This window comes from Pseudomonas sp. PDNC002 (genome assembly GCF_016919445.1).
Lineage (GTDB): Bacteria > Pseudomonadota > Gammaproteobacteria > Pseudomonadales > Pseudomonadaceae > Pseudomonas.
This window is the reverse complement of the sequence record NZ_CP070356.1, coordinates 2,708,062-2,723,683: the sequence shown is the minus strand read 5'-3', so window position 1 is coordinate 2,723,683 and position 15,622 is coordinate 2,708,062. Positions and strand designations below refer to the sequence as shown.

General features: G+C 66.0%; 18 protein-coding genes. 7 read left to right on the top strand and 11 right to left on the bottom strand.

Going from position 1 to position 15,622, the window contains the following annotated elements:
* Positions 1-32: 32 nt before the first annotated feature.
* Positions 33-497 carry a glycine zipper 2TM domain-containing protein gene (locus JVX91_RS12580; RefSeq protein ID WP_045209875.1) on the bottom strand — a complete coding sequence of 155 codons (465 nt, stop codon included), beginning with the start codon at positions 495-497 and terminating at the stop codon, positions 33-35.
* Between the two features lie 191 nt (positions 498-688).
* On the opposite strand from JVX91_RS12580, the gene JVX91_RS12575 reads away from it, so the two are divergent.
* Positions 689-925, top strand: coding sequence for a hypothetical protein (locus JVX91_RS12575; protein ID WP_205339529.1), 237 nt, complete (start codon positions 689-691; stop codon positions 923-925).
* Here JVX91_RS12575 and JVX91_RS12570 read toward each other — a convergent pair.
* The 6 genes from JVX91_RS12570 to dinG all read right to left on the bottom strand — a co-directional run bounded on the left by JVX91_RS12570 (position 910) and on the right by dinG (position 9,862).
* Complete coding sequence (locus JVX91_RS12570; protein WP_205339528.1) at positions 910-2,049, bottom strand: glycerate kinase; 1,140 nt, start codon at positions 2,047-2,049, stop codon at positions 910-912. The two genes, JVX91_RS12575 and JVX91_RS12570, sit on opposite strands and share 16 nt — an antisense overlap.
* 261 nt (positions 2,050-2,310) lie before the next feature.
* Positions 2,311-2,958 carry a pyridoxamine 5'-phosphate oxidase gene (gene pdxH / locus JVX91_RS12565; protein WP_205339527.1) on the bottom strand — a complete coding sequence of 216 codons (648 nt, stop codon included), beginning with the start codon at positions 2,956-2,958 and terminating at the stop codon, positions 2,311-2,313.
* Positions 2,959-3,066: 108 nt separating this feature from the next.
* On the bottom strand, positions 3,067-3,858 hold the full coding sequence (locus JVX91_RS12560) for an OmpA family protein (RefSeq protein WP_205339526.1): 792 nt from the start codon (positions 3,856-3,858) through the stop codon (positions 3,067-3,069).
* Between the two features lie 245 nt (positions 3,859-4,103).
* Positions 4,104-5,249, bottom strand: coding sequence for a serine hydrolase domain-containing protein (locus JVX91_RS12555; protein WP_205339525.1), 1,146 nt, complete (start codon positions 5,247-5,249; stop codon positions 4,104-4,106).
* Positions 5,250-5,352: 103 nt separating this feature from the next.
* Complete coding sequence (locus tag JVX91_RS12550; RefSeq protein ID WP_205339524.1) at positions 5,353-7,635, bottom strand: beta-galactosidase; 2,283 nt, start codon at positions 7,633-7,635, stop codon at positions 5,353-5,355.
* An 82-nt stretch (positions 7,636-7,717) separates the two neighbouring features.
* On the bottom strand, positions 7,718-9,862 hold the full coding sequence (gene dinG / locus JVX91_RS12545; RefSeq protein WP_205339523.1) for an ATP-dependent DNA helicase DinG: 2,145 nt from the start codon (positions 9,860-9,862) through the stop codon (positions 7,718-7,720).
* Positions 9,863-9,984: 122 nt separating this feature from the next.
* Between dinG and JVX91_RS12540 the strand changes: the two genes are divergently transcribed.
* Positions 9,985-10,449 (top strand): CopD family protein, encoded by a 465-nt coding sequence (locus tag JVX91_RS12540; protein WP_205339522.1) that lies wholly within the window; start codon positions 9,985-9,987, stop codon positions 10,447-10,449.
* A 53-nt stretch (positions 10,450-10,502) separates the two neighbouring features.
* Here the strand turns inward: JVX91_RS12540 and JVX91_RS12535 are convergent, their stop codons facing one another.
* From JVX91_RS12535 to JVX91_RS12525, 3 genes are all read right to left on the bottom strand, one after another.
* Positions 10,503-11,267, bottom strand: coding sequence for a collagen-like protein (locus tag JVX91_RS12535; protein WP_205339521.1), 765 nt, complete (start codon positions 11,265-11,267; stop codon positions 10,503-10,505).
* Complete coding sequence (locus JVX91_RS12530) at positions 11,260-11,547, bottom strand: DUF1145 domain-containing protein (RefSeq protein ID WP_205339520.1); 288 nt, start codon at positions 11,545-11,547, stop codon at positions 11,260-11,262. The genes JVX91_RS12535 and JVX91_RS12530 overlap by 8 nt, the downstream gene beginning before the upstream one ends.
* A 119-nt stretch (positions 11,548-11,666) precedes the next feature.
* Entirely contained in the window at positions 11,667-12,299 is a 633-nt protein-coding gene (locus JVX91_RS12525) for an OmpA family protein (RefSeq protein ID WP_205339519.1), read from the bottom strand.
* A gap of 140 nt (positions 12,300-12,439) precedes the next feature.
* Between JVX91_RS12525 and JVX91_RS12520 the strand changes: the two genes are divergently transcribed.
* The 3 genes from JVX91_RS12520 to JVX91_RS12510 all read left to right on the top strand — a co-directional run bounded on the left by JVX91_RS12520 (position 12,440) and on the right by JVX91_RS12510 (position 14,139).
* Positions 12,440-12,928, top strand: a complete 489-nt coding sequence (locus JVX91_RS12520) for a DUF6231 family protein (RefSeq protein WP_205339518.1) — start codon at positions 12,440-12,442, stop codon at positions 12,926-12,928.
* Between the two features lie 2 nt (positions 12,929-12,930).
* Entirely contained in the window at positions 12,931-13,404 is a 474-nt protein-coding gene (locus tag JVX91_RS12515; RefSeq protein ID WP_205339517.1) for a YchJ family protein, read from the top strand.
* A gap of 108 nt (positions 13,405-13,512) precedes the next feature.
* Positions 13,513-14,139 (top strand): trimeric intracellular cation channel family protein, encoded by a 627-nt coding sequence (locus JVX91_RS12510; protein ID WP_205339516.1) that lies wholly within the window; start codon positions 13,513-13,515, stop codon positions 14,137-14,139.
* Here the strand turns inward: JVX91_RS12510 and JVX91_RS12505 are convergent, their stop codons facing one another.
* Positions 14,140-14,697, bottom strand: a complete 558-nt coding sequence (locus JVX91_RS12505) for a hypothetical protein (RefSeq protein WP_205339515.1) — start codon at positions 14,695-14,697, stop codon at positions 14,140-14,142. It lies immediately after the preceding gene.
* A gap of 122 nt (positions 14,698-14,819) precedes the next feature.
* Here JVX91_RS12505 and JVX91_RS12500 point away from each other — a divergent pair, with 122 nt between their 5' ends.
* Positions 14,820-15,305 carry an LEA type 2 family protein gene (locus JVX91_RS12500; RefSeq protein WP_205339514.1) on the top strand — a complete coding sequence of 162 codons (486 nt, stop codon included), beginning with the start codon at positions 14,820-14,822 and terminating at the stop codon, positions 15,303-15,305.
* Positions 15,306-15,313: 8 nt separating this feature from the next.
* Positions 15,314-15,514, top strand: coding sequence for an SEC-C metal-binding domain-containing protein (locus tag JVX91_RS12495; RefSeq protein WP_024765232.1), 201 nt, complete (start codon positions 15,314-15,316; stop codon positions 15,512-15,514).
* Positions 15,515-15,622 lie beyond the last annotated feature (108 nt).

Here is a 15,622-nt window from a genome sequence, read left to right as displayed (position 1 = left end):
ATGGCTGCCACGCACGGGCAGCCAGGTGCCGGTCAGTGAGCGACGCGGCTGGTACCGTTGACGGTGAGGATGCGCACGCGCTCGCCAACGCGGAACACGGCACCTTCATCGACCTGCTGGACGTAGGCGCGGGTGCTGCCGTCGTCTTCACGAACGGTGATTTCCACACCCTGGGTGCGGGTCAGGCCTTCCTCGGTGGCCGCACCGAGCAGGCCGCCGGCCACGGCGCCGATGATGGCGGTGACGTAGCTACCCTTGCCACCACCGATGGCGCTGCCACCGATACCGCCGACTGCGGCGCCGGCAACCGAACCGATCGGGGTCTTGGTGCCTTCGATCTTCACGGGGCGCAGGGCCTGGATGGTACCCATGCGAACGTTCTGCACGGTGCGTGCTTCTTCACGGGTATAGGTATCGCCAGTCAGGCTGGACTGGCAACCACCGAGGGTCATGGCCAGGGCAGCGAACGTCACGGCGATCAGGGCAGTTTTACGCATTGGGAACCTCCGGATAGGGCAACGGCTATTAGACTCCGACGGCAGCCCAACTGTCACGCCAGGCCTTGCAACATCTTCGTTCGAGTTCAGCTTTCGTACAGTTTGAGCCATATCCGCTGAAAACGCCTGTCATGGCTCAGTTTTCTGTGCGTATGGATGGGTTAGCCTGACGACCGCAACATGGAGCCCACATGGACTACTTCATCATCGTCGCTACCACCGCCGCCGGCCTGTACTTCCACTGGTGGATCTACTGGCGTATTCGCCGCTGGATGGACCGCGACCTGGCCCTGTCGATGGCGGGCGACGATCCGCAAAAGCGCACCTACCTGCTGCAGCGCCTGGACGATGCCAAGCGCCAGAAGGTGAAGCGCCGCGAGTTGCCCGACTGGTTGCAGCGCGCAGCGGACGACTACCGCGCCGCCTGAGCCAGGGACCAGAATCGCGACAGCGCCTCGGCGCGACGTTCCAACTCGACCGCTGCCCGTGCGCAGGCATCGGCCAGGGTGATCGGCCCCGGCGCCAGGCTGAACGCGGCTTCGATACCCACGTCCCGCAGTTCCGCCAGGCCTTCGCCGACACTGCCGGCCAGCGCGATTACCGGCACACCGACACGCCGCGCCACATGGGCCACGCCTACCGGTGTCTTGCCGTGCAGACTCTGGCCATCCAGGCGACCTTCACCGGTAATGACCAGCGACGCACCCGCCAATGCCGATTCAAGTTCGGAGAGCTCGGCGATCAACTCGATGCCCGGACGGAAGCGCGCCTTGAGAAAAGCCCGGCACGCGAAGCCCAGGCCGCCCGCCGCACCGACACCGGGGAACAGGCTGTGATCCTGCCCCAGTGCACGGGCCGCCACCTGCGCATAACGCGCCAACGCCGCGTCCAGTTGCTGCACCTGCGCGGGACTGGCCCCCTTCTGCGGACCGAACACCGCCGAGGCGCCGTGGGGACCGCAGAGGGGATTGTTCACATCAGCCGCCACGTCGACTTCGACCTCGGCCAGACGCGGGTCGAGGTTCGACAGGTCGATCCGTTCGAGCTGCGCGAGTTGCGCGCCGCCGGCGCCGAGTTCGTTGCCCTGGCCGTCGAGGAAACTCGCACCCAGCGCCTGTAGCAGACCCAGGCCGCCATCATTGGTGGCGCTGCCGCCCAGGCCGATGATGATCTTCCTCGCGCCGGCATCCAGCGCCGCGCGGATCAGTTCGCCGGTGCCGCGACTGGTGGTGCGGGTGGCGTCGCGCTGGCCTTCGGGCACCCAGTGCAGGCCGCTGGCGGCGGCCATCTCGATCACTGCGGTGGCGTCGTCCAGCCAGCCCCAGTGCGCCTTTACCGGCAGCTCCAGCGGGCCACAGACATCCAGTGCGCGGCGCTCTCCCGGCCGCGCCGCCAACACCGCGTCCACCGTCCCTTCGCCGCCATCGGCCATTGGCCGCAGCAACGTTTCGTCGCCGGGCCGGGCGCGCAGCCAGCCACGGGAAATGGCCTCCGCGACCTCGGGGGCGGAAAGGCTTTCCTTGAAGGAGTCAGGGGCGATGACGACTTTCATGGGGCGGGTCCGTTGTGCGGGAGGATGCTGGGCATCCTACACCGCCACGGGGGGCCACGTAGGAGCGGACTCCGTCCGCGATGATTTCCGCAGGTGCCGGATGCCCATCGCGGACAGGGTCCGCTCCTACACGATCAACAGCCCCTCAGCCTGACCCTCTTCCTCAGGAGTGGAGCGCGCAGCCAGGGCTGCGGTGAGGAAAAGCATCGGCACGGGCTACCCGGGAAAGACAGTTGCTCCTACGAAAGCCCCATCCGCAGATCAGGGCGCGAGGCGCTCGCGGACCCAGGCACCGTTTTCGTTGCGGAAATTAAGACGGTCATGCAGGCGACTCGGACGTCCCTGCCAGAACTCGACGCGGCTGGGCAGCAGGCGGAAGCCACCCCAGAATTCCGGGCAGGTGGGCGCCGTGTCGGCGAAGCGTTGTTCGGTCTCGGCCAGCAACTGTTCCAACTCGCCACGGCCATCGATCACCCGGCTCTGCGGTGACGCCCAGGCCCCCAGACGGCTGCCCAGCGGGCGCACCCGGTAGTAGGCGGCGGATTCCTCGGCGGAGACTTTCTCGACGCGCCCTTCGATGCGTACCTGACGCTCCAGGGCCGGCCAGAAGAAGGTCATGGCCGCGCGCGGGTTTTCCCCGAGCTGCTGGCCCTTGGCGCTTTCGTAGTTGCTGAAGAAGGTGAAGCCACGCTCGTCCAGGCCCTTGAGCAGCAGCACGCGGCAATGCGGCTGGCCGTCGGCGTCCACGGTGGCGAGCATCATCGCGTTGGGCTCGACCGGCAGTTGCTCGGTCTTCACCGCGTCCTCGAACCACTGGTTGAACAGGCTGAACGGCTCGGCGGGCGCCTGGGCTTCGGTCAGTCCGTCACGGGTGTATTCGCGGCGCATATCGGCCAGGGTCTGGGCCATCGCAATTCTCCTTCGGAAGAAGTCCCTAAGCTTATCCAGAGTTGCGCCTTCGCGCTTGATCCACGACAAGCGTCATTCCGCACGAAATGACGCCGTCGGCAGGAAAGATCAGTTGGCCTGGGCGAGCGCCAGCAGGCTGGTGCGCTGGGTCAGCAGCACTTCGACGCGGCGGTTCAGCGCACGGCCTTCGGCGCTGGCGTTGTCGGCGCGCGGCAGGCTGGAGCCGACGCCCTTCAGGCGCAGGCGATCGGCACCCAGGCCGCTCAGGCGGAAGATCGAGGACACCGCCTGGGCACGCTGCAGGCTGACCTTGTCGTTGGTCGCCTTGTCGCCGGAGCTGTCGCTGTGGCCGAGGACCAGCACGCCGCTTTCCGGATCGTTCTGCAGCATCTTCGCCACGTTGCCCAGCGGCGCCAGGGTGATCGGCAGCAGCAGTTCAGGACGCTTGGGGTTGAAGGAGCCTTCCACCGGGGCGATAAGCACCAGGGCGTTTTCGCGGCGCTCGACGGTGAACTTGCTGCCCGCCACAGCGGCGCGCAGGGACTTCTCATGCTGGTCCAGCCATTCCTTGCTGACCTGTACGGTCTGCGGCTTGGCGGCCTGGTCGGCACCCGGCTTGCTCTCGCTCACGCCGAACGGCCACCACCAGTGGCCACCGGGCTGCTTGCTGCCCGCCTCGGCTACCTTGGGCGCTTCCACGGGCTTCTGCTCCGGCGCGGGCGCGGCGGCGGTCACTTCCTCGTCGCCACCGAAGGGCCACCACCAGTGGCTGGTGCCGGCGGCAGGCTTGGCGGTAGCAGCGGTGTTTTCCGGGGCCTGGGCCGGGTCCTTGGACTGGAACTGGCTGCAGGCGGAAAGACCGACACAGAGTGCGAGGGTAGAGACTTTCAACAGATTCATGGGGCGATTCCATAAGTCGGAATTTGACGGGAGGCCGGGCGCGGCAAACAGGCAGTCGCACCCTGACTTCAGCAATCAGCTTAAGAGTTGTACATAACTTACTCAGTTGGAACGAGATTTTAATCTCGAACTGACGAGCGGCGCTCATCGGCGCCCGGAGAGGAACGTCGTCGCGAAACTGGCCGACAGCGATTGCGGACGACCTTAAGAAGGCGCAGCGGGAGGAAGGTTCCTCCCGCCCGTCGCTACAGGCACTCGCCGGCGATACGCGCCAGGCGCTGCGCGCGCGGGTCCATCAGCACATAGGGGCCGAGGGTGTTCACGACGAAGCCGAAGGCCAGTTCGCGCTGCGGATCGGCGAAGCCGATGGAGCCGCCCGCGCCCGGATGACCGAAGGCCTGCGGGCCCAGGCCATAGGTAGCGTTGGCCACCTCTGCCTGGTCGAGCATGGTGCCCAGGCCGAAACGTGTGCGCGTCAGCAGGGTGCGGTCCTCGCCCACCGCATGCTCACGGGTGAGTTCGGCGAGCAGCGCTGGGTCGAGCAGCTTGCCATGCAGCAGACCGCTGTAGAAGCCGGCCAGCGAGCGCGCATTGCCGTGACCGTTGGCCGCCGGCTGCGACATGCGCCGCCATTCCGGCTTGTTGGTGCCGGTGAGCACCGATGGCGGATTGGTGAAGGCGCGGGTGGAGAGCGCCGCCGCATCGGTCATCATGGTCTTGAGCAGGCGCTGTGCGGCGGCATCACCGAGGCTGCCCTTGCCACGGGCGATGTGCGCCACGCGGTGGAACTCAGCGTCGTCCAGGCCGATGTGGAAATCCAACCCCAGCGGCGCGGCGGTGCGCGCAACGATGGCAGCTCCCGGCTCGCGCCCATCGACGCGGCGGATCACTTCCCCTACCAACCAGCCGTAGGTGATCGGCGCATAGCCATGCTCGGCGCCGGGCACCCACCAGGGCGTTTCGGCAGCCAGCGCGGCGGTCATGGTGTCCCAGTCGTACAACGCTTCCGGCGCCAGCGGCTCGCGGATCGCCGGCAGCCCGGCGCGATGGCAGAGCAATTGGCGAACGGTGATGTCCTGCTTGCCGGCCTGGGCGAACTCCGGCCAATAGCGCGCCACCGGGGCGTCCAGCTCCAGCCGGCCCTCGCCCACCAGTTGCAGCGCGGCAACGGCGGCGAAAGTCTTGGTGCAGGAGAACAGGTTGAGCAGCGTGTCGGCCTGCCAGTCCTGGCCCGGCTCCTTCCCCGCGCTGCCGGCCCAGAGGTCGACCACCGTCTCGCCGTCGACCTGGATGCACAGCGCGGCGCCGCGTTCCTGAGGGTCTTCGAACAGCGCGTTGAAGGCATCGGCAACGGGGGTGAAACGCGGATCGCAGTGGCCGTTCAGGGTCATCTCAAGCTCCGGAAATGCACAGGGGCGGAAGGCGCCATTCTTTCAGCGCGTCCCGCCCCTGGGAACCCCGCCAAAGGCGGGGATGGACATCACGAATGTTGGATCATTGCTCCGAAGACGGCTGCTCGTCGTTGCTGTCGTCATCGTCCGACGCCGGTTTCGGCCCCGGCTCCGCAGGCGCCTTGGCAGCCGCGCGAGCCTGCTCGTCGATGGCCTTGAGCGTTTGCTGGTTGGCCTTGCGCACGGCATCGACGAAGCCGGTGAACGGCAGGTCGGTGATGCCGACCAGGCCGATGTGACCGTTCTCGCCGTCGAGCAGGCGGCCAGTCACCGGCTGGTCGAGGTACTGGAACCAGTGCGCGCCAACGATGTTCGGCTCCTTCGCCGCATCGGCCAGGAAGCGCTGGTACGCCTCGCCACGCTGCTGCTCGTTGTAGACCTCGGCGACGCCGCCCCAGAACGGCCCGCGATCGCGCGAGCCAAAGTGGAACTCGGTGATCAACACCGGCTTGTCCAGGCTGCGTACGTAGTTCGCGTCATAGCCCTGCTGCGGCAGCGGGACGTAGAGATTGAAGCTGAGCACGTCGCAGTACTGCGCGCAGGAGGCCAGCGCCTCCGGCGTGCTGACGGCAAAGCGTGGGCCGAGCAGCAGATGGTTCGGCGCGTTCCACTTCAGCGAGTCCTTCAGCGTCTTGAAATACTGGTCGGCGTAGAGGCGCAGGAAGGCGCTGTAGTCCTGGACGATCGCCGGGTGCGCCTCGCTCGGCAGCGGGGCCTGGTAGCCCGGCGCGTCGAGGTCTTCCCAGGCACCCAGTTGCACGCCCCAGGCCTCGGCGAGGGCTTCGTGTTCCGTGTACTTATCCTTGAGCTGCTTGATGAAAGCGCGCTTGGCCGGGCTGTCGGTGGACAGCTTCAAGGTGCCGAACACCAGCGCATAGTGCGACTGCACGTCATCGCCGCGACCGGCCCAGGCCAGCTCGTTGTCCGCGTAGTAACCCAGCAGCCAGGCATCCTCGCGGTGATCGCGGGCGGCGATGGCGATGGCGCGCTCAGCGGCCATGGCGAAACGCGGATCGAACGGATCGGGCATGGCGCCCCACCAGTCGTAGCCGGTGCTGACGGTGGCGTAGTCGCCGCTAATGGACAGCGGGACGCTGTACGGCATGTGCGGATCGGCGGCGAACTCCGGGTCGCTCCAGTCGCCCAGCGTGTTGAAACCCCAGGCGCCGAGACGCTGCAGCGTCCGCTCGCGCCAGGCGGTGGCCGCGGCGTCGCCGGTCAGTCCGCCGTCGGCGCGGAAGCGGTTGGCGGCGTAGAAGTCGTACCAGCGGCCATTGCCGAAGGCGCGGCCCTGCTGGGCGCCGACGCCACTGCGGTCGTCGCGCTGGCCGTAGAAGGCGGCCAACGGATCGTCTTCCTTGGGCAGGGTGGCGAACATGTACTCGCGGCCTTCCACGTAGGTCTGGCTACTGTCGGCATTGACCGCGTTGACGCCCATGGACCAGAACGAATGTCCTTCCGGCGTCACCAGCCACCAGCGGCCGTTGCGCTTTTCGATGCGGAAGAAGCCGGTGCCTTCGAAGGCCGGTCCATCCAGCAAGCCGCCGAATGCATCACGGCCGGGCGCGGGCTGCCACTTCTTCAACTGCTCGCCTTCGGTTTTCCAGGCACTGGCCAATTGCTCGGCGCTCTTCACCTTTTCCGGCCACTCGCTGCGGGTGGACTGTCCGAAGCCGTCGACGATGCCGGTGTAGGCCTTGTGGTACTCGTCGTTGCCGGCGCGGGTGCCGAAGCGGCCAACGAGGATGTCCTGCGCCGCCTTGGGCGCGTTCAGGTAGAGCTTCACCGCGCCGACCTGGCTGCGGTTCAGCTCGCCGGTCACCTTGCTCGCCAACAGCAGGCGCTGGCCATCCTGGGTGATCGGCATCGGCACGCCGGCACGCATGCCGAAGTTCTCCGGCGTCATGGCTTGCAGGGGAATCACCAGGGTCTGCGCGGGCCCCGCCGGCAGCGCGATGCTGGCATGCAGACCGGGGGCACCGGCAACACCCTCGATCTCCACCTCCAGGGTGATCGCCCAGTCCATGGCGTTCTGGATGCGCAGGCTGATGCTGTCCGCCTGGGACCAGTCCCAGCTACCGCTGGACGGCGCCAGGCGCAGGGTTGGCTGGGGCGCCGGGTTGAAGTTCACCCGCCGCAGGATTTCACCCTCGGGCGTGGCTTCCGCGGTGGAACTGGGCAGGTCGGCGTTCTGCGTGGTGACGCTAACCACGGCCATCGGCTTGATGAAGTTGAACAGGGTTTCATTGCCGCCAGCCGACCAGGCCGGAGCACTGGCGATGGCCAGGCTGAGCAGCAGAGGCAGATGCCAACGCATCGATGTCATGTGTTCTTGTCCTTGCAGCACGCCCGCCGGGCGGCAGGCGTTCGTTTGACAGCAAGCGCGGGAACTCGCTCCCGCACACAACTCAAGCTATTTCGCGGCGGAATGGCGGTAGTGCGTTGAGGATGGCCTTACCGTAGCGTTGCGTCACTACGCGCCGATCGAGCAGCGTGATTGTGCCGCGATCTTCCTCGGTGCGCAGCAGGCGTCCGCAGGCCTGCACCAGCCGCAGCGAGGCGTCGGGCACGGCGATTTCCATGAACGGGTTGCCACCGCGCGCTTCGATCCATTCCGACAGCGCCGCCTCCACCGGATCGTCCGGCACCGCGAAGGGAATCTTGGCGATGACCACGTGTTCGCAGTAGGCGCCGGGCAGGTCCACCCCTTCGGAAAAGCTCGCCAGGCCGAACAGCACGCTCGGCTCGCCATCGTCCACACGCGAGCGGTGCTTGTTCAGGGTTTCCTGCTTGGACAGGTTGCCCTGGATCAGCACGCGCTTGCGCCAGTCGCGATCCAGGCCGTCGAAGACCTCCTGCATCTGCTTGCGTGAAGAGAACAGGATCAGCGAACCGCGCGAACCTTCGACTATCTCCGGCAACTCGCGAATGATCGCGGCGGTATGCGCGGCGGCATCGCGCGGATCGGCCTTGAGGTCCGGCACGCGCAGCACGCCGGCATCGGCATGGTGGAACGGGCTCGGCACCACGGCGGTGACGGCGGCGCGCGGCAGGCCGGCGCGCATCCGGTAACGGTCGAAGGTGCCCAGCGCAGTAAGCGTCGCCGAGGTCACCAGCACGCCATAGGCGACGTTCCACAGGTTGCGGCGCAGCGTCTCGGCGGCAAGGATCGGGCTGGCGTTGGCTTCGATGTCGTAGAAGGTGCCGCTCTCGGCGAGGGTCAGCCAGCGCGCCATCGGCGGGCTGTCTTCGGGATCTTCGCAGGTGAAGGCGGTCCACAGCTCCCAGTTGCCCTGGGCGCGGGACAGCAGGCTGCCAAACAGCGGATACCACTCCTCGGCCTGGTAGCTGGCAATGCCGACGCTGCCCTCCCCGTCCATGGCTTCCTTGAGCAATTCGGTCAGGCGGGTGAAGAGGTCGGTGAGCTTGGAGAAGCCCTTCTTCAACTCGATGCCCATCTCGCGGATGTGTTCGGGAATCACCCCGCCCTCGAAGCGGTGGCGCGGCCGCTCGCGGCCTTCCATGTCCTCGCCGGCACGAAAATCGCCGATCTCCTCGCAGGCGGTGAACATGAACTGCTGGTGCGTGCGCAGCTCGCGGGCCAGCTCCGGCACCTGTTCGATCAAGCGACCGAGGTCGCCCGGCAGCGGGTTCTGCGCCAGCAGCTTGGTCAGGTTCTTGTCCACCTGGGCCAGCCAGTCGGCGGTGGCGCGCAGGCGGGTGAAATGCGCGAAGTGGCCGATGGCCTTGTCCGGCAGGTGGTGGCCTTCGTCGAACACGTAGAGGGTCTCGCGCGGGTCCGGCAGGATCGCGCCGCCGCCCAGGGCGAGGTCCGCCAGCACCAGGTCATGGTTGGTGACGATGACGTCGACCTTGGTCATGCCTTCGCGCGCCTTGTAGAAGGCGCACTGCTGGAAGTTCGGGCAATGGCGGTTGGTGCACTGGCTGTGGTCGGTGGTGACCTGCGCCCAGTGTGCGTCCTCGATGGCCTCGGGCCAGGAGTCGCGGTCGCCGTCCCAGCGGTTGCCGGCCAGGCGCTCGATCATCTGGTTGAACAGTTTGGTGGAGGTCTCGTCCACGTCGATGCGGAAGCCTTCCTCCTCGAAGAGTTGGGCGGTGGCGCTCTGCGCCTGGCCTTCCTGCAGCAGGTGGTCGAGCTTGGACAGGCACATGTAGCGCCCGCGCCCCTTGGCCAAGGCGAAGCTGAACGACAGGCCGGAGTTGCGCAGCAGGTCGGGCAGGTCCTTGTGGACGATCTGCTCCTGCAGCGCGACGGTGGCGGTGGCGACCACCAGGCGCTTGCCGGCGGCCTTGGCGCAGGCGATGGCGGCAAGGCTGTAGGCGACGGTCTTGCCGGTGCCGGTGCCGGCTTCCACGGCGACCACGGCGGCATCGCCGAGGCGATGGCCTTCCTCGTCGCTGGCGATGGTCCCCAGGACCTTGGCGACTTCGGCGATCATCAGGCGCTGGCCGTAGCGCGGCTTGAGTTCCTTGGCCTCGAGGAAGCGCGAGTAGGCGCCCTGGATCGTGGCCTTGAGTTCGGTGCTGAGCATGGACTTCCCGGACCCCGGACGGGTCTCGGTGGACACATCCGGATGCTGGATAAATTTTCAGTGGTTCGATGGGGCGGCTATGATAACGCGCTTGTCCACAACCGCCAGCGGAGATCGTCCGAATGACACCCTTTGCCTTCGTCTATGCCCTGCACGTCCTGGCCGCCCTGGTCTGGGTTGGCGGCATGTTCTTCGCCTGGATGGTACTGCGCCCGGCCGCCGTCGCCGCGCTGGAGCCGCCAGCAAGGCTGAAGCTGTGGCTGCAGGTATTCCCGCGTTTCTTCCGCTGGGTATGGGCCGCGGTGATCCTGCTGCCGGTGACCGGCATCGGCATGATGCACCTGAGCTACAACGGCATGGCGGGTGCGCCGCGTTACGTGCAGGTAATGATGGGGCTGTATGTCGCGATGCTCGCGCTGTTCCTGCGCATCCAGGCGCTGCAGCTGCCGGAACTGCGCAATGCGGTCGGGGCCGAGGACTGGCCGGCCGGCGGCGCCGCGCTGGGCAAGATCCGCAAGACCGTTGGCCTGAACCTGATCATCGGCCTGGCGCTGGTGGCCTTCGTCGCGGCACGCCCGCACTGGTAAAACAAAAAAGCCCGCCTGGATGCCAGGCGGGCTTTTTGCTCGGCCAAGGCGCCTTAGAAGCGTTTCACTTCCAGGCGGCCTTCGCTGCCCTTCGCTCCTTCCGCACCGCCCTTGCCTTCCGAGCCGGGCTGCTCGCCCGCCACCGAATAGAACCAGCAGCCTTTCTCGCCGCTGCGCGCACCCGCCTTGCCGGGCTTGCCGCCCGCGCCGCCGGCGCCACCTTCCAGCCGTACCTTGACGCGTTCGACATCGAAGTGCTCCGGCACTTCCAGGCGCACCACGCCACCGGCCGCGCCTTGTTGGCCATCGGCACCATTCTGGCCGTCACCGGCGGAGCGGCCGCCACCCCACAGGCAACCGGAAGTCTGCGCGCTACCGCCGTCCAATCCGTCGTAGCCCGGCGCGCCAACGCCACCGCGCACGTCGATCAGCAGGTTCTGCACCTGCACGTCCTGGAGGTGCAGCACCAGGTTGCGGCCACCACTGGCGGGTTTCTCGAAGCTGCCCGAACTGCCCTGCGCGGCGATCACGCTGCCGTCGGCCAGGTTGCCGTGCTGTACGTCGATCTGCAGCACATCGCTGCCAGGAAACACGCCGAGCCGAGCGTTCTTCGCCAGGTCCAGCTCGCCGATCTTCAGTTCCTTCACCCGCGACGGGATCAGCAGTGCACCTTCCGGGCCGACCGTGACGCGGTCGAGGGTCAGGCTGTCGCCCTTCACCGGCAGGCGCAGCACGGTATTAGCCTCGACCGATACAGATCCGGCGGCGGAACACGCCAGCGGCACGAACAGTGCCACGCCCAGCAACGACTTACGCATGGGTATCTCCTTCTACGTTTGCGGATGCCGGTTGCGGCAGAGTGGCGAAATGGAAGACGCCGAACAGCAGGATCTGCAGGCGGTCCATGCCCGGATGCGGGCGGCCTTGCAGGCGCTTGCGCAGGGCCAGGACCTCGACGATATGGATCAGCAGGATCAGCGCGCCCGCCGCGTTGAGCAGCAGGCCGAAGGGATGTGCGAAGGGTTGAATCAGGTTGGCCAGCACCGCCAGCCAGAACAACAGGGCAACCAGCTTGCCCAGCCCCAACAACGCTTTCATGAAGTGCCCCCGTATTTTTCTTTGCCGGGGAACATACGCCTCTGTCCCGGACGATGCCAGTGGCCGCCCGGAATGACAAAGGGGGCCAGAAGGCCCCCTTTGTACACATCACGCCAGGATTACTGACGAGTGATCTTGATTTCCGTGCGACGGTTCTCGGCGCGGCCTTCCTTGGTCTTGTTGTCCGCAACCGGTTGGCTTTCACCGTAACCGACCACCGACTTGATGCTGCTGGCAGGTACACCAGCGTCGATCAGGTAGTTGGACACGGCATTGGCGCGGCGTTCGGACAGTTTCTGGTTGTAGGCATCGGTACCGATACTGTCGGTATGACCGCCGATGTTCAGCTCGGTGGTCGCGGCCTCACCTTTCAGGCGGGTAGCGATGGTGTCGAGCTTGTCCTTGTCCTGCGCATCGATTTTCGACGAGTCGAAGGCGAAGTGCAGGTCACGCACGACGATGGTCTCTTCCTTGGGCAGCGGTGCCGGAGCGGGCTCAGGAGCCGGCGCAGGCGGCGGAACCTCAGCCACTTGTTCTTCAGCACCATGTACCCAGCAGTAGGATGCCCCCAGCACACCACCAATCAAGGCGCCCCAGCCAGCCCATGCGCTGCTTTCAATGGAACCCAGACCGGCGCCGCCGACACCGCCAACCACGGCGCAAGTCGGCCAGTCGGACTTCTGCAACCCTGCGCAACCGGTGAGCAACGTGCTTACCAGCAGCAGGGGTAAAGCGGTCCTTGTGATGCTCATAAAGTTAAGTCTCCTCTAATGATCGGGTCTTGACCGACAATTACCGAGTAAAGACGTGACTGACAGAATGCGCCAGCACTAGGCCATATGGGTGTCACACGCTAGTCTTCGTTCATTATTTTTTGCATTCGAAGAGTCCCATGATTTCGACACGCACACCGCAACAGGCCCTTGCCGCCCTGCTCGACCGCTACACACCGCAGCGCCTGCTGCTGGTGGGCGCCAGCCAGATGCCGGCGGTGGAGGCCTTCCTCGCGGCGCATCCGGATTGCGAACTGTCCCACGCCGACGCCGGCGCGCTGCCGGCGGAACTGGCCGCCAAGCGCTATGACCTGGCGCTGCTCGCCGACTGCCTGGAACACCTGCCCCGGCGCGAGGCGCAACAACTGGTGGGTGGCATCCGCAACCTGAACAGCAACCGTGTCGCCGTGCTGGTCGACCTGGACGCTGCACAGGCTCGCGACGCCGACTTCTACGCCCTGGCCATGCAGGCCAGCGAACGCTTCCAGCGCGAGGCGCAGGTGCTCACCCTGTTCACCTACGACCTGCGCGAATACAAGCAGGTCCCGGACTGGCTCAACGCGAAGTTCTGGGCCAATCCGGAAAACTTCGGCAAGTACTGGTGGTAACCATGATCGAACCGACCTGTCCCTGCGGCAGCGGCCACCCGCTACCCGATTGTTGCGGGCGCTTTCACGCCGGGCTCGCCGCCCCCACCGCCGAGGCGCTGATGCGCTCGCGCTACAGCGCTTACGCGCTGGGGCTGGTGGATTACCTGCGCGCTACCACGCTACCCGCCCAGCAGGACGGCCTGGACCTGGACGCCATCCGCGCGTGGAGCCTGGGCAGCACCTGGCTGGGCCTGGAAGTGGAAAACCATGAAGTGCTCGGCGGCCAGCCGGAGCACGCGCGGGTGACCTTCATCGCGCGCTGGCACGATGCCAGCGGCGAACACAGCCATCGCGAGTGCTCGGGCTTCGTCCAGCGCGACGGCCGCTGGTACTTCCTCGACCCGACCGTGCCGATGAAACTCGGACGCAACGATCCCTGCCCCTGTGGCGCCGGTGGCAAGCTGAAGAAATGCTGCGGACCGTGGATCGAATAATGTCCATACGCACACCACTTGGGGGCGGCAGGTGCGTGGGCTAGAATCCGCGCTTTTTTCCGGGGCGGCGGCCATTCGCCGCACCGGCTACCCCTGCCGGAACTCGCCATGCTGCTGACCGTTCTCTACATCATCGCCATCACCGCCGAAGCCATGACCGGCGCGCTGTCCGCCGGACGCCGCAGCATGGACCTGTTCGGCGTCGTGCTGGTGGCCTGCGTTACCGCCCTGGGTGGCGGCTCGGTACGTGACATGCTGCTGGGGCACTATCCGCTGACCTGGGTGCGTCACCCCGAATACCTGGCGCTCACCGCCGCAGCCGCGCTGGTGACGGTGTTCATCGCACCACTGATGCGCCACCTGCGCTCGCTGTTCCTCGCGCTCGACGCCGTCGGCCTGGTGGCCTTCACCCTGATCGGTTGCCAGGTCAGCCTGGAAATGGGTCACAGCCTGTTGATCGCCGCGGTGAGCGGGGTGATCACCGGGGTCTTCGGCGGCATCCTGCGGGACATCTTCTGCAACGACGTACCGCTGATCTTCCGCCGCGAGCTGTACGCCAGCGTGTCCTTCGCCAGCGCCTGGTGCTACCTGATCTGCCTGCAGATCGACCTGCCCAAGGAGCAGGCCATGCTGATCACCCTGTCTGCCGGCTTCCTGTTCCGCATGCTGGCGATCCGTTTCCGCTGGGAAATGCCCAAGTTCGTCTACAAGGACGACCCGCACCAGGGCGACTGATCAGTCCTGCAATTTCAGATGGCTGGTATCTGGCGCAGGTCCCGCCGGCGAAGGCTTGGCCTGGCCCATGTCGCTGCCCACCGGGGCCACGCTGAACTGGCTGAGGTCCACGCGCGGCGCCTGGGCCTCGGGCTTCTCGTCCTGCAGGTCGGCGCCTACCGGGGCGAGGCCGAAATCCGGGGCATCGACATCGGCGAACGCGGCCATGTACTCATCGCGCGGAGCGACCTTCAGGCGCCCCTGCGACGACGCGCCGGACGCTGCCGGTTGCATCGGCGCAGCAGGCTCGGCCGCTGGGGGCGGGGCCAGTTCGATTTCCTCGATCTGCGCATCCATGTCGACCACGTCGACGATGGCGCCGGCACGCTCCAGTACGCTGCGGTACTTTTCCGCGGCCTCGGCGTCGAGGTTGTTCTTGATGACCATGCGCCGCCCGGAGAACAGCAGCGCAATACGCTGGGCGTCGGCCTGGAACAGCTTGGCCAGGTTGGCCTTCACCGTCTCCAGTTGCGCCCCGGGGACGGTTTGCCCCGAGAAGGCGATCTCATAGCGGCTCATCTTCACTCTCCTGTGTTAACCCGCCGGTTACATTCGGCCAGTATGGTGCAGCTTCTTTTAACGTAACAACAACTTGCGGCCGAGCAGGTGCTTGGTACACTGAGGCGTCTTAGGGGATAGACATGAATTATCAGGCGCAAATGATAAGAATTATCAGCCTGATCTGGTTCTTCAGCCTGGTTTCAGGCTGCAGCTGGATCACAGGCGATTTCCAGCAGCCGGACGTGAAACTGGTCAAGGTAAACGTCGTCAAGGCACGCTTGCTGGAGCAGGAATTCACCCTGCACTTCCGCATCGACAATCCGAACGACTTCAGCCTCCCGGTTCGCGGCCTGGCCTACAAGGTCAAGCTGAACGATATCGACCTGGCCGAAGGTGAGTCGAATAACTGGTTCACAGTGCCGGCCAACGGCCATGAAACCTTTGAAGTACCGGTGACCACCAACCTCTGGCGGCACATGAAGTACATCGTCAAGTTGCTGGAAGATCCGGACAAGCCGATCCGCTATCGCCTTGAGGGCGAAGTGAAGACCGGGCTGCTGTTCGGACAGAGCGTGCACATTGCGCGCAATGGCGAGATAATTCCCGGCGATTTCATCCCCGATTGAGTGTCACCATGAGCCAGGAACCCCACGTACACGGTCCGAACTGCAACCACGACCATGATCACGATCATCATCATGACCACGGTCACGTGCACGGCCCGCACTGCAACCACAGCCATGAGCCGGCGCGTAACCCGCTCAAGGACGTCGGTCGCAACGACCCCTGCCCTTGCGGCAGCGGCAGCAAGTACAAGAAGTGCCACGGCGCCTGACCCAGGCTTCGAGCACTGCCCCGAAGGCCCGCCGAGCGCGGGCCTTCTGCTGTCTGGCCCAACTATTCGTCGGCTGCTGAAAATCCCGCTCCGCGCGGCTTGCACAGC

Excerpts from the sequence above, each read along its gene's own strand:
- JVX91_RS12580 (WP_045209875.1), bottom strand. The coding sequence starts at position 497 with ATGCGTAAAACTGCCCTGATCGCCGTGACGTTCGCTGCCCTGGCCATG.
- JVX91_RS12575 (WP_205339529.1), top strand. The coding sequence starts at position 689 with ATGGACTACTTCATCATCGTCGCTACCACCGCCGCCGGCCTGTACTTC.
- JVX91_RS12570 (WP_205339528.1), bottom strand. The coding sequence starts at position 2,049 with ATGAAAGTCGTCATCGCCCCTGACTCCTTCAAGGAAAGCCTTTCCGCC.
- pdxH (WP_205339527.1), bottom strand. The coding sequence starts at position 2,958 with ATGGCCCAGACCCTGGCCGATATGCGCCGCGAATACACCCGTGACGGA.
- JVX91_RS12560 (WP_205339526.1), bottom strand. The coding sequence starts at position 3,858 with ATGAATCTGTTGAAAGTCTCTACCCTCGCACTCTGTGTCGGTCTTTCC.
- JVX91_RS12555 (WP_205339525.1), bottom strand. The coding sequence starts at position 5,249 with ATGACCCTGAACGGCCACTGCGATCCGCGTTTCACCCCCGTTGCCGAT.
- JVX91_RS12550 (WP_205339524.1), bottom strand. The coding sequence starts at position 7,635 with ATGACATCGATGCGTTGGCATCTGCCTCTGCTGCTCAGCCTGGCCATC.
- dinG (WP_205339523.1), bottom strand. The coding sequence starts at position 9,862 with ATGCTCAGCACCGAACTCAAGGCCACGATCCAGGGCGCCTACTCGCGC.
- JVX91_RS12540 (WP_205339522.1), top strand. The coding sequence starts at position 9,985 with ATGACACCCTTTGCCTTCGTCTATGCCCTGCACGTCCTGGCCGCCCTG.
- JVX91_RS12535 (WP_205339521.1), bottom strand. The coding sequence starts at position 11,267 with ATGCGTAAGTCGTTGCTGGGCGTGGCACTGTTCGTGCCGCTGGCGTGT.
- JVX91_RS12530 (WP_205339520.1), bottom strand. The coding sequence starts at position 11,547 with ATGAAAGCGTTGTTGGGGCTGGGCAAGCTGGTTGCCCTGTTGTTCTGG.
- JVX91_RS12525 (WP_205339519.1), bottom strand. The coding sequence starts at position 12,299 with ATGAGCATCACAAGGACCGCTTTACCCCTGCTGCTGGTAAGCACGTTG.
- JVX91_RS12520 (WP_205339518.1), top strand. The coding sequence starts at position 12,440 with ATGATTTCGACACGCACACCGCAACAGGCCCTTGCCGCCCTGCTCGAC.
- JVX91_RS12515 (WP_205339517.1), top strand. The coding sequence starts at position 12,931 with ATGATCGAACCGACCTGTCCCTGCGGCAGCGGCCACCCGCTACCCGAT.
- JVX91_RS12510 (WP_205339516.1), top strand. The coding sequence starts at position 13,513 with ATGCTGCTGACCGTTCTCTACATCATCGCCATCACCGCCGAAGCCATG.
- JVX91_RS12505 (WP_205339515.1), bottom strand. The coding sequence starts at position 14,697 with ATGAGCCGCTATGAGATCGCCTTCTCGGGGCAAACCGTCCCCGGGGCG.
- JVX91_RS12500 (WP_205339514.1), top strand. The coding sequence starts at position 14,820 with ATGAATTATCAGGCGCAAATGATAAGAATTATCAGCCTGATCTGGTTC.
- JVX91_RS12495 (WP_024765232.1), top strand. The coding sequence starts at position 15,314 with ATGAGCCAGGAACCCCACGTACACGGTCCGAACTGCAACCACGACCAT.